This is a genomic window from Desulfosediminicola sp., from assembly GCF_048381775.1.
In the GTDB taxonomy this organism is placed as follows: Bacteria; Desulfobacterota; Desulfobulbia; order Desulfobulbales; family Desulfocapsaceae; genus Desulfopila; species Desulfopila ganghwensis.
In genome coordinates, this window is sequence record NZ_JBLXGE010000014.1 from 151,072 (window position 1) to 163,820 (window position 12,749).

General features: G+C 52.6%; 11 protein-coding genes. 8 read left to right on the forward strand and 3 right to left on the reverse strand.

The features are described 5' to 3' along the window. Positions 1-13 precede the first annotated feature (13 nt). Complete coding sequence (locus ACN5NT_RS20220; RefSeq protein WP_419176680.1) at positions 14-325, reverse strand: hypothetical protein; 312 nt, start codon at positions 323-325, stop codon at positions 14-16. A 391-nt stretch (positions 326-716) separates the two neighbouring features. On the opposite strand from ACN5NT_RS20220, the gene ACN5NT_RS20225 reads away from it, so the two are divergent. The 4 genes from ACN5NT_RS20225 to ACN5NT_RS20240 all read left to right on the forward strand — a co-directional run bounded on the left by ACN5NT_RS20225 (position 717) and on the right by ACN5NT_RS20240 (position 3,892). Next, positions 717-1,016, forward strand: coding sequence for a putative quinol monooxygenase (locus ACN5NT_RS20225; protein ID WP_419176681.1), 300 nt, complete (start codon positions 717-719; stop codon positions 1,014-1,016). 77 nt (positions 1,017-1,093) lie between these two features. Next, on the forward strand, positions 1,094-1,603 hold the full coding sequence (locus ACN5NT_RS20230; protein WP_419176682.1) for a nitroreductase family protein: 510 nt from the start codon (positions 1,094-1,096) through the stop codon (positions 1,601-1,603). Between the two features lie 81 nt (positions 1,604-1,684). Then, a complete protein-coding gene (locus ACN5NT_RS20235) occupies positions 1,685-2,791 on the forward strand; it encodes an NADH:flavin oxidoreductase (protein ID WP_419176683.1) in 1,107 nt (368 codons plus the stop codon). Positions 2,792-3,292: 501 nt separating this feature from the next. Further along, on the forward strand, positions 3,293-3,892 hold the full coding sequence (locus ACN5NT_RS20240) for a hypothetical protein (protein ID WP_419176684.1): 600 nt from the start codon (positions 3,293-3,295) through the stop codon (positions 3,890-3,892). Positions 3,893-4,054: 162 nt separating this feature from the next. On the opposite strand, the gene ACN5NT_RS20245 is transcribed toward ACN5NT_RS20240, so the two are convergent. Next, positions 4,055-4,243 (reverse strand): hypothetical protein, encoded by a 189-nt coding sequence (locus ACN5NT_RS20245; protein WP_419176685.1) that lies wholly within the window; start codon positions 4,241-4,243, stop codon positions 4,055-4,057. Positions 4,244-4,519: 276 nt separating this feature from the next. Here ACN5NT_RS20245 and gltB point away from each other — a divergent pair, with 276 nt between their 5' ends. From gltB to ACN5NT_RS20265, 4 genes are all read left to right on the forward strand, one after another. After that, a complete protein-coding gene (gltB, locus tag ACN5NT_RS20250; protein ID WP_419176686.1) occupies positions 4,520-8,971 on the forward strand; it encodes a glutamate synthase large subunit in 4,452 nt (1,483 codons plus the stop codon). 49 nt (positions 8,972-9,020) lie between these two features. Then, positions 9,021-10,442 carry an FAD-dependent oxidoreductase gene (locus ACN5NT_RS20255; RefSeq protein ID WP_136796906.1) on the forward strand — a complete coding sequence of 474 codons (1,422 nt, stop codon included), beginning with the start codon at positions 9,021-9,023 and terminating at the stop codon, positions 10,440-10,442. Between the two features lie 334 nt (positions 10,443-10,776). Continuing rightward, the gene (locus ACN5NT_RS20260; RefSeq protein WP_136796907.1) at positions 10,777-11,253 is read left to right on the forward strand and encodes a phosphatase PAP2 family protein; all 477 of its coding nucleotides are present in this window, start codon (positions 10,777-10,779) and stop codon (positions 11,251-11,253) included. Positions 11,254-11,274: 21 nt separating this feature from the next. Then, positions 11,275-11,661 carry a diacylglycerol kinase gene (locus tag ACN5NT_RS20265; protein WP_136796908.1) on the forward strand — a complete coding sequence of 129 codons (387 nt, stop codon included), beginning with the start codon at positions 11,275-11,277 and terminating at the stop codon, positions 11,659-11,661. A gap of 87 nt (positions 11,662-11,748) precedes the next feature. Here the strand turns inward: ACN5NT_RS20265 and ACN5NT_RS20270 are convergent, their stop codons facing one another. After that, positions 11,749-12,594 (reverse strand): hypothetical protein, encoded by an 846-nt coding sequence (locus ACN5NT_RS20270; protein ID WP_136796909.1) that lies wholly within the window; start codon positions 12,592-12,594, stop codon positions 11,749-11,751. Between the last annotated feature and the right edge of the window lie 155 nt (positions 12,595-12,749).

A 12,749-nucleotide genomic window follows, 5' to 3' on the forward strand; every position in this document is an offset into this window, starting at 1 on the left:
CGAGCCTGCGTTGCTACGTTGAACCAAGCGAGGTACAGCCATTTTTCTTGCAGAGCTTTTTTAAACAGCTCATGTCATGGATCTGGCTGTACACCCCCCTCTCCAGATGCTCATTCTTGGCAGATTTTGCATAGCTCAGCTCATCCGCTATTACCTCGTTTCGCAGAAAATCGCACGCCTCAGCTATATTTTCAAAGCCGTACACTCTGCCCTGGCACCCAGGACCGTTAAGTTTTCGCAGGTAACGAGCGATTTCTCCCACAAAGGCAAAGCGGTCGACGGATTCCATCAATGTGCGGGCCAAGGCCCGGTACTTGCCAGACACACCTCACGCCTCTCTCTTTACCCTTTCAAGCTGAAGATTAAGGGTGTTCAGAAAAAAGATTAAAAAATAATTCTCCGGCAATCCCCTATTTCTGGCAATTCATACCAAATGGTTCGTATCTTACGCAATTGTGCCTTCTTGTACCATTATTCCTGATAGTTATTATGTAACCGTTTCAAACACCAATAGAACGCCCCTAAGACTAAGAGATAAAAATGGCCTACCCAAAAGCATTTCCCATAATGGAATATCTGCAACCGATCGAGAAAAAGCCATTGAGCTCTTACAGTCAGGTACTTGGTTGGTAGATGATCATGCACCAACAGAGATCGTGGATGATGAACCTGCGCCTAAGTCTCCCAAAACAACTTTTTTCAAAAGGATACCTACGATGAATACCGTCTATGTTACCGCGACATTGAAAGCCAAACCTGGCATGGAAAAATCCCTGGAACATGAACTTGCCGCGGTTGTCTCCAGAGTGCGCAGTGAAAAAGGCTGTCTCCGCTACGACCTGCATAAGTGCACTGACCACACGTCCACCTTTTTGTTTTATGAAATATGGGAAAGCAAAGAGGCTCTTGATATTCATGCCAGCGCCCCCACACTGACTGCCCTACAGGAAAAAATCGCGGACATGCTGGTCTCAGGCGAAGTGACAACCTGGTCCGGAATTGACACACCAGAGTGAAGTTTCGCGGCCAAAAGTGTTTTTTGTTGAGTTCTTGACGACCAACCAATCCCACTACAATCAATAAGGTAAAACCAATGAACGTACCTGAAGCAATTTTGACAAGACGAAGCATCCGCAAATACACCGACGCGCCTGTGACGGACGAACAGATCAATACCATTCTGGAGGCCGCTATGATGGCCCCCAGCGCCGGCAATCAGCAGCCTTGGCAATTTATCGTTGTCAGGAACAAGGAAATTCAAGGCAAACTCAAAGATATCAATCCCTATGCGGCTATGGCAGATAAGGCTCCCGTGGGTATTCTCGTCTGCGGCGACCTGAGCCTTGAAAAACACGCTGGCTTCTGGGTTCAAGACTGCTCAGCCGCGATTCAGAACATTCTGCTGACTGTGCATGATCTTGGCCTGGGTGCAGTCTGGACCGGCATCCATCCTCTGAAAGATCGAGAAGAGGGCTTCAACCAACTCTTCAAGCTTCCGGAGCATATCATTCCTCTGGGATATATTGTTATCGGACAACCGGACCAGCACCCCACGACTGTAAGTCGGTACAAAGCTGACCGTGTGCATCAGGAGACATGGTAAAAATCCAGCAAGACATTTTTCAGACCACACCGTCCAATAGTTGACGGGCATCTACACAGCATAATTAACACGGAGTACACAATGGCAGTACCATCTCTTTTTGAAACAACCACCCTCGGCCCCATGACACTCAAAAACCGGCTATGGCGCTCAGCCACATGGGAAAAAATGGCCGATGATACAGGACACATGACCCCTGAACTTCAGGCGGTCTATGAAGATCTCGCGAGAGGAGGTGTGGGAACAATCATCACCGGCTATGCGTTCATCCGTGAGGAGGAGCAGCCCAATGCGGGTATGATGGGCATCTACGATGATTCCTTCATTGCCGAATACAAAACCTTTACAGACAGGATACACGAACTTGGCGCTAATATCGTTCTGCAAGGCTGCTACGGCGGATCCCAGACCGACTTCAAACCCGAAGGCAGACTCATCTGGGGGCCATCAGCCGTAGAACATCCTGTATTCAAGGTCACTCCCGAGCCCATGAGCCACGAGGATATCGCCGCATTGATAGATTCTTATGCCCAGGCAGCCCGCAGGGCCAAAGCCGCCGGATTCGACGGATTTCAAATCCACGGCGCACATGGGTATTTGCTCAGCCAATTCCTGACCCCGTATTTCAACAGACGTACCGACGAATATGGCGGCGCCATTGAAAACCGGGCGCGGATTATCTATGAAGTACTCGATGCCATCAGAAAAGAAGTGGGACCTGAATATCCGGTACTCATCAAGATCCACTCTACGGATGAATGGGGAGCTCAGGGCCTGACTCCTGAAGAAAGCGTTCTTGTTGCCAAGGAACTGGAAGCCCGCGGCATCACCGCTCTCGAACTTTCAGGCGGTCATCTTTCCAAAGACCCATCGACCCTGCCCATTAAACCCAAAATCATCAATGAGAACAATCAGTCCTATTTCCGTGAACCGGCAGCTATGATAGCGGAGGCAGTCGAGGTCCCAGTCATTCTGGTGGGCGGAAACCGCAGCGTTGCGGTTCTTGAAAACATCCTTGGATCAACACCGATCAAGTATTTCTCATTTTCAAGAACGTTGCTTTCTGAGCCGGATCTTCCCAATAAATGGCAGCAAGGGTCCAACGACCGTCCCCGGTGCGTATCCTGCAATCGATGCTGGGGAAAAGATAAAAATATGTGCATCCTGGACAGAAAGAACGAGGAGTAAATAGAAGTCATTTTGATCTCCGCACGCTGTAATTCCAATGGAATGGCTTGCGGGGATCAAACTCAACATATACCACAACAGTCATACACTGACCTGAGCATCCACTTTGAGGGAATAACTTTTCCCGGCGACATCCTGCATTCCGGCCAACACCAAAGACAGACTACCAACCCAAGGTATACCCAGCAAAGACATCATAATTAACTGCGATGTATGCACCTCACGTGTCTCGTGTACACAATACATGATATAGTTTCAATATTACCGGGTTCTCAAGGTATCCGGGCCAAGTTGGAGTTTCAACCATGGCAGGAAAAACATGACAAACTGAACCAGCTTTGCATGAAAGCTGGTTCAGGAAGATGGTGGACCTTTACACCGGTTCACGCTCCAGCTGGTTTCCGATACCATACAGTTTCCAGCCGATTACCCAAGACGGGTTATCTAATAGCAGTTTAACTGTGACACCAATATGGTTTTCAACTTTTTTATCGAGGTGCTATGAAGAGACGAATAGACGATCTTATCTTGCGAATAAAAGAGTTGGAAAGGGAGTTATCATTTGAACTGGATAATGAGTTACGCGAAATTCAGGAACGATTTCGATACACCATAGATCAGGGTAAGGTTCGTTTTCAGAAAAGTGCCCTAGCCACTCAGAAAACCTTTAAAAAGAATCTATACCGCTATTTTCGCGAATCACATTTGATGTTTGTCCTGACCACTCCGGTCATCTATTCACTTCTCGTTCCGCTTGTCTTGCTGGACGTATTCCTGACCCTCTACCAGGTTTTCTGTTTTCCTGTTTACCAGATAACGAAAGTTGCCAGAAAGGAATATGTCATAATTGACAGACAACACCTTGCCTACCTCAATCTTGTCGAAAAAGTGAACTGCATGTACTGCGGCTACGCCAACGGACTCCTTGCCTATGCATTGGAAATTGGTTCAAAAACTGAGGAATACTGGTGTCCGATCAAGCATGCCAAAAAAACCAAAGACCCTCACTCAAGATACCAGAATTTTCTGAAATATGGAGATGCTGAAGGGTACAAGAATAAAATGGACGAATTCAGAAAGACTGAAGCCAGCCAGGACTAATTGGTACATTCAAGATTTCTGCATATCTTTCAAAGTGAAGGCTTCAGGGATTGGCTCTTCTCAAATTTTCTCACCCCTGCCAATAGACTTACTTACTGCAACAGTTGAAATCCCCAGCCGTCGACCCATTGAAGCCATGCTCTCTCCCCTTTCCCGCACGAGTCAAAAAGAGCGCAAGCTGCGAGCCGTTACCAACCGTTTATACGTACCAGATTGCCAGACCTCATGGACATCCATATCCAACAATTGCGCCACCTTTTGAGCTATCGCATCCACATCCTTACCTTCTTCTCCGGTAAAGTAACTCGATTTACTTAAGCTCTTTGTTGTATCGCCAGCGCTCTTGAACACGGACGCGATTCTCCTGCCGTTTCAATTCAGAATAATCAGCAGTCTTCTCTGTATCTACTGCGGCGATATTTCGTTCTGACAGGCCGGCTGTGGGCAGAGGCCTCAGGTTATTGAGGCACTATGAAAGTGGCCATTGCACGCTGAGCAACGGAGCATGTGCAGAATACGATTGTTCTCGGTCTGACAAGTCTGATAATCTGTTGGAGAATGATCAGTATAACAGCCACAAGGTGGGAACCGGAAAATTTCGCTCAAGTATGACCATGGAGGAGAAAAATGGCAATCTATGACCGTGACCAGCCAAAAGACAGTTGCGGGTTCGGACTGATCGCCCACATGGAGGGAGAGCCGAGTCACCGGATCATAAGAACCGGGATTCATTCGCTTGCCAGAATGGCACATCGCGGCGGGATCGCCGCTGACGGCAAGACCGGAGACGGCTGCGGGCTGTTGCTGCAGAAACCGGATTCGTTTTTCAAGGCGGTGGCCGCAGAGAACAACTGGCAACTTGGCAACCGGTATGGGGTCGGCATGCTGTTTCTGAGCCAGGATCCGGCTGCAGCCTCACACGCGCAACAGGTGCTTGATGGGGAGCTCGCCCGGGAGACGCTCACGGTGGTGGGGTGGCGCGAGGTGCCGGTTGACCCAGAGGTACTGGGGCGGTTGGCGGTTGAGACAATGCCGAGAATTGTGCAGGTCATTATCAATGCCCCCTTTGCCTGGGGGGCTACCGACCTGGAACGGCGGCTCTACATGGTTCGCCGCCGGGTGGAGAAGCTGCTGGCTGACGACCCGTCATTCTACGTGGTCAGCCTCTCCAACCTGGTTGTGGTTTACAAGGGGCTTTGCCGCCCGGTGGATTTGGCGAAATTCTTCCCGGATCTGGCTGATCTCCGGATGCAGTCATCCATCTGTTTGTTTCACCAGCGCTTTTCCACCAATACCCTGCCCCGATGGGAGTTGGCCCAGCCCTTTCGCTTCCTGGCCCATAATGGCGAGATCAATACCATAACCGGCAACCGGCAATGGGTCAGGGCCCGCAGCTACAAATTCCATTCACCACTTTTGCCCGACCTGCAGGAGGCGGCCCCTTTTGTCAACGAGTATGGTTCAGACTCTTCGGCGCTGGACAATATGCTGGAACTGTTCCTGGCAGGTGGCATGGGCCTGTTTCGGGCCTTCAGACTGCTGATCCCGCCTGCCTGGCAGAATCACCCCGATATGGATGAGGACCTGCGGGCGTTTTACGACTTCAACTCCATGCATATGGAGCCCTGGGACGGACCTGCAGGGGTAGTCATGAGTGACGGCCGTTTTGCCGCCTGCGGACTGGACCGCAATGGCCTCAGGCCGGCGCGATATGTGGTGACCAGGGATAAACTCATTACCCTGGCTTCGGAAGTGGGGATCTGGGACTATGACCCTGACGAGGTGGTTGAAAAGGGCAGAGTCGGGCCCGGGGAGCTCTTTGTCATCGATACCCACACAGGCCGGCGCTGGACCAGCTGGGATATCGACCGGGAGCTAAAATCACAGCACCCGTATAAGAAGTGGCTGACCGCCTGCTGCGCCAGGCTTACGGCTGGTATCGAAGAACAGGTGGAAACATTGGTGGAACCTGAAGAGTTGCTGGCCTTCCAGAAAATTTTTGGCTACAGCCGGGAAGAGATCGAGCAGGTTATCCGGGTGCTGGGGGAGACGGCTAAGGAGGCGATGGCCTCCATGGGGGATGACACCCCCATGGCGGTGCTCTCCAGCCGGGACAGAAGTCTCTATGACTACTTTCGCCAGAAATTTGCCCAGGTGACCAACCCGCCGATTGATCCGTTGCGCGAAAGCCATGTGATGTCTCTGACCACCTGCGTTGGCCGTGAGCAGAATGTGTTTAACGAGACCCGTGGGCATGCGCATCGGGTCCAGTTCGACTCACCGATTCTGACCGACACCAGTTATCGGCAGCTTCTGGGGCTGGAGGAGGAGTATTACCGCCATGAGGTGATCGACCTGAATTACAGCGAAGACACAAGCCTTGAGCTGGCATTGCACGAGTTGTGTGACCGGGTTCTGGCCAGTGCCAGAAATGGCATCGTGTTGATCGTGCTGTCCGACCGTGAATGCCGGGAAGGCACCCTGCCCATTCCGGCGGCCATGGCGGTGGGGGCTGTACAGCAGGCCCTGATTGAAAATCATCTGCGTTGTGATACCAATATAATTGTTGATACCGGTAGTGTACGGGATCCGCATCAATTTGCTGTTCTGTTGGGTTATGGGGCCACCGCGATCCATCCCTGGCTGGCCTTTGCCACCCTGAAGTCGCTATCGACAACGGGGGCCATCGCTCTCGATCATTCCGAGGTGATCGACAATTATTTGAGGGGGATCAACACCGGACTGTTGAAGATCATCTCCAAGATGGGGATATCCACCATCGCCTCCTATCGCAGCTCCCAGCTTTTTGAGGCGGTCGGCCTCGGCGAAAGTGTGGTGGACTTCTGCTTTCGCGGAACTGCCAGCAGGATAGGAGGAGCCAATTTCATTGACTTTCACAAGGAACAGCTGGCCCGTTCCCGCTACGGCTGGCTGACTCCACATCGGCCGCTGCCCCCTGGCGGGTTGGTGAAATACGTGTACGGAGGCGAGTACCATGCCTTCAATCCTGATGTGGTGCATACCCTGCAAAAGGCGGTGCGCTCGGGTGATTACGGAGAATATCGCAGCTATTGTAAGTTAGTCAATAGCCGGCCGATATCAAGCTTGCGCGATCTGTTGCAGGTGGAGAGGGGCGCCGGCGGCATTGCGCTTGATGAAGTCGAACCGGAGGAGAACTTTTTCCCGCGGTTTGATTCTGCCGCGATGTCCATCGGAGCCTTGAGCCGGGAAGCTCACGAGGCCCTGGCCATTGCTATGAACCGCCTCGGTGGATTTTCCAACAGCGGGGAAGGCGGTGAGGATCCAGGCCGGTTCGGAACAGAGCGGATGTCACGAATCAAGCAGGTTGCATCCGGCAGGTTCGGCGTGACTCCGCATTATCTGGTAAACGCCGATGTTATTCAGATTAAGATGGCCCAGGGCGCAAAACCTGGTGAGGGCGGTCAGTTGCCGGGGCACAAGGTGACCGAACAGATTGCCGGGCTACGGTATTCTATTCCCGGCGTGACCCTCATTTCACCGCCACCTCATCATGATATCTACTCCATTGAGGATCTGGCCCAGCTTATCTTTGACCTCAAGCAGGTCAACCCGGATGCCCTGGTCAGCGTCAAACTGGTGAGTGAGCCTGGGGTGGGCACCATCGCCACCGGGGTGGCCAAGGCCTATGCCGATCTCATCACCATTTCCGGCTATGACGGGGGCACGGGCGCGAGTCCGCTCACCTCGGTAAAATATGCCGGCAGTCCCTGGGAGATTGGTCTGGCTGAGACCCAGCAGGCACTGGTGGAAAATGGTTTGCGTCACAAGGTGCGGCTACAGGTGGACGGAGGTTTGAAGTCGGGGCTGGATATCGTCAAGGCCGCTATACTCGGGGCAGAGAGCTTCGGTTTTGGTACCGCACCGCTGATTGCCCTTGGCTGCAAGTACCTGCGTATCTGTCACCTCAATAACTGCGCGACCGGGGTGGCTACCCAAGACGAGACCCTGCGGCGGGAATATTTTTCAGGACTCCCCGAGATGGTGATGCATTATTTCCGCTTTCTGGTACGTGAGACCCGGGAGATCATGGCTGAGCTGGGGATCAGTCGGCTGGTGGACCTCATTGGCAGGACAGACCTGCTCCGGGAGTTGGATGGGGAAACACCGAAGCAGCGGCGGATAACGCTCGTCGACATCATCAACCCGTCAAGCGGCAGCAAAGGCGTGGCGCTTTATAACAGCGAACTCAACATCCCGGACGATCCGGGCAATCTCAACCTGCGGCTGGCCGAAGAGCATGAGGAGGCTGTGCTCGAGCAACGGGGGGGCCGAGGCAGGTATCAGATCCGGAATACCGATCGATCGGTTGGGGCGAGGCTCTCAGGGCTGATCGCCATGCACCACGGCAATATAGGCATGGAACATGCGGCGCTGAAGCTCACATTTACCGGCACCGCCGGCCAGAGCTTTGGGGCGTGGAACGCTGGGGGGCTCAATATGGTGCTCACCGGGGACGCCAATGATTATGTCGGCAAGGGCATGGCAGGTGGCAAACTGGTCATCAAACCACCTGCCGGTGTAGCATATGCTTCCAATGAGGCGTCCATCATCGGCAACACCTGCCTCTACGGCGCCACCGGCGGCAGGCTCTATGCCGCCGGCCGTGCCGGTGAGCGGTTCGCGGTACGTAATTCCGGGGCGAGAGCGGTTGTTGAAGGTATCGGCGACAACGGTTGCGAGTACATGACCGGCGGGGTGGTGACCATCCTCGGCTCTACCGGAGTAAATTTCGGGGCAGGCATGACCGGAGGCTTCGCGTACGTGCTCGACCAGGACGGTAGGTTTTCCGGCCGCACCAATCTGGAGCTGGTGGAAGTGCTGGAGCTGACTGAACACGAGATCCTGCTTGAACATTTACGCGGGATCATCAGCCACCACCAGCGTGAGACCGCTAGTCTCAAGGCCGAAGAGATTTTAAGCGATTTCGATAAATTCGCGCCACTTTTTCGGCTGGTAAAGCCAAAGACCAGTAACCTGGAGACCCTGCTGGGGCATCGGGGCACCTCGCCTGTGGAGATGCTGGCCAATACCCATTGACAGGCATCAGAGGCGATGGAGCCGGGATTCTGCAAAAGCGGAGATAATTATGAACCAGAATCTGTATCAGTTTCTTGAGGTGGACCGGGTTGACCCGCCCAAACACAGAATAGATAAGTGCCGGGAGACGTTTGATGAGATCTATCAAAAGTTTCGTAATACCCAGCTGAAAATGCAGGCTGATCGCTGTATCGAGTGCGGTAATCCCTACTGCCAATGGAAGTGCCCTGTGCACAATTTTATCCCCGAGTGGCTCAAGCTGGCCAACGAGGGACGCATTATGGAGGCAGCAGAGCTCTGCCATCAGACCAACAGCCTGCCTGAGGTCTGTGGCAGGGTCTGCCCCCAGGACCGGTTGTGCGAAGGTGCCTGTACCCTGAATCCTGATTTCGGGGCGGTGACTATCGGCGCGATCGAGAAACATATTGTCGATACAGCATTCGCCGCGGGTTGGAGGCCGGATCTCAGCAAGGTGAAAAAACATGACCTGAAGGTCGCGGTGGTGGGGGCTGGTCCTGCGGGTTTGGCCTGCGCCGATGTCCTGGTCAGAAACGGTGTCGCGCCAGTGGTCTTCGACCGTAATCCTGAAATCGGCGGACTCCTCACCTTTGGTATCCCTCCCTTCAAGCTCGATAAGGAGGTGATGCGGCTACGTCGCGAGATATTCACCGAAATGGGTATTGAATTCAGGCTCGCGGTTGAGATCGGTAAAGATGTGGAGTTTGAGCAGCTGCTGGGCGATTATGATGCAGTCTTTGTCGGGATCGGCACCTATACTGATATCCGAGGTGGCTTTTCGGGTGAGGATGTCGATGGGGTGTATGCGGCCCTCCCCTACCTTATCGCCTCCACGGACCGGTTGCTGGGGATTTCGCGGCCTGAACACCCATACACGGATTTTGCCGGGCAGCGGGTCGTGGTGCTTGGCGGCGGTGACACAGCCATGGATTGCGTGCGAACTGCCGTCAGGCAGGGGGCGAGTTCGGTGGTATGCGCCTATAGGCGGGACGAGCGCAACATGCCCGGCTCGGCCCGGGAAGTGCAAAATGCGCGGGATGAAGGGGTGGAATTTAAGTGGAATCTGCAGCCGCTTAGCATCCAGGCCGGGAGCAATGGCCGGGTATGCGGAGTTGAGGTGATCACCACCAGGCTCGGCGAGGCGGATGAGCAGGGCAGACGAAGACCGGAACCGGTCAACGGAACCCAGCAGGTGCTGCCGGCAGATGCGGTCATTATGGCTTTTGGCTACCGGCCTTCCCCACCGCCATGGCTCGAAGACCAGGGTGTGTCGCTGAGCGATTATCGGCTCATTATTGCGCCGGAGCACGGTGACTATCCTTTCCAAACCAACAATCCCAAGGTTTTTGCAGGTGGTGATGCCGTGCGTGGCTCAGATTTGGCGGTTACAGCCATCTACGAGGGACGATGTGCTGCTGAAGGGATAATGGCCTGGCTTGGACTGCCAGTCTGATTATTGTCATTCTTACGCTATGTCAGAGGAATGTTCAGCAGGACGACCGAAACTAAAGGAGACTAATAATACGTTCATGGATGTCCGCTTTTGTTACTGGCTCGCTTGATTCCCTGACAAACGTCCCCCCCACTCCAGGCACCTCGCGTAATATTCCTGCCGTGAGGCAGCAAGGGTGTTTCGAATTTTGCTGACATTTAAGACCGTAGTGGAAATTGCAAGAAAACATACAGTTGACATCGCCAGCATTAAAGCTGGCAATCACTATGGATGGTGAAAACCACTTTAATCCGGCGAGTTCCCGTTAGCTTTCAAGAGTAATCCCGGAGGTGAGATGGATATCTTTTTCAAAACCGTGACCTGGTGTGGTTCCCTGATCATTCTCCTGCCGGTTGCTGCAGTACTCGGCCTGCTTGTCGTGCAAAGAAACGGTATTGTTGATGTATTCCTCATTATTGGGGGGCTTTGCGGCAGCTCTTTCCTCTCCCATTCGCTCAAACTTTTTTTTGCCAGGCCACGCCCCCCGGCGGAAGGGCTTCTGGTCGATATGCCCTCGGATTTCTCTTTCCCAAGCGCCCACACTGCCCAGATTTTCGCCTTTACCATTGCCTGTGGGATCACCTTCAGTAAGCAGATGCCTGCCCATATGGTGTTGCCACTTTGGCTGGCCCTAATCACTCTTGCTGTTATTGTTGGGTATTCGAGGATTTATCTCCAGGTTCATTATGTGTCGGATGTTATTGCTGGAGGCCTGTTGGGCATCGGCTGGCTATTTATTTTGCACCGGATCTTGATCTTCTTTGAGGCATAATGCTCAAAAACGAGGTGAAGAATGAAAAATAAATTTTCAAAGAGTGATGATGGTGGCTATCATCCGCTGCAAAAAGTGCGAGTCGTGCTTTCTGGATTGAAATATGCTGTTCGTTATGACTTTAGTGTTACCTACAAACTGGTACTCTCGGCGATTGTCCTCTCCACCTTTTTCTTTTTCCGCCAGTGGATAGATTTTCTCCTTCTTGCTGCAGCAACCACCATGATGCTGATGGCAGAGCTGTTCAACAGCGCCATAGAAGCTCTTTGCGACTTCATCACAACAAAGGAAAGTCATAAGGTCAAAGTGATAAAAGATATTTCAGCTGCCGCCGCCGGGATATGTATTTTTTTCTGGGCGGTGATACTGGTGATAGAAAGTTACCGAATCTTGCGTTTTTTGTTTTAAATCACTGCGGCCTGAGAAACAGTTATGCAAATACCAACAACCGGGGGAATTTCAACCTGCCCATACCTACTAACTCCTTGTTATGCCTTATTTTGTTTGCGCTTGCAACCGCGCGAAACGATCGCGAATCGTGTCTACGTTACCGAGTGTGAAATATGCGGAATACGAGAACGACAGTTCTGGGGTGAGCGCGAACGTTCGCAATGGCGCGATATACGAACAGTCGGTGCCAGAGCCACCCTTGAACCGATACGCTGTCGCTTCTGTCGTGCCGGGCACATAGACACCGATCCCGTTTCCATACTCATCAACAAAGGCGGCCCAGCTTTCAGAAAGAGCGACATGCTCGTTGGGCCAGCCAGGTTTCTTTCGCGTCAATGCTGAACCGGTCCACGGTTTTTGTCCAGTGTAGGTGACGAGCGTGGATAATTTTGGTGAAACGAACACTGCTGGCATCTCTTGATACCAAGGTTTATGCGATTTCAAACCGTTGTAAGTGAATTTGAAGCGCACTCGAACAATAGGCCCGTCCAGCTCGACCCACTGTTCCATCGTGCAATCTTCCAGCAATTGGCCAGATGCCCAATGGCGCGGGACGGTTTTGGCATATGCGGTTGTACCCGTGGCTTTGAAATTCACGAGTTTTGCAGCCTTGCCTTTGGAGTCGCCGCCTTGCACAGGATTATAACGCCACGGCTTGTCACCCCAACGTGAGCCGTCTTTGTCACCGTAATACGACTGTTGGATTAACCTGCCGTGATCGTCGTGGTTGAGAGCGTTGAATCTAGAGTTTCGGTCAGAAAGGTACCCTATAGCGCCGCCATGAGAGCGTAACAGTCCAACGCGCAACTCAGCGTTTTGGATGTACACCCAATCTTCGCTTCGTTCGGCGTCTTTCGATTGCGACTCCACCGCGATGGCGACTAAGGCCACAAGCGCCAGCAAAACAATTGAGGCGTGATTTTTTCTGATTGCGTGCTCCTTGTTCCGAAGCGAAGAAATAGGGGACAAACCAGAATGGCGCTAGTTTAAGCGTGTTTTATAGGTGAAAAGCAACTGAATATATTGGCAAAAATTGGTATAATTTG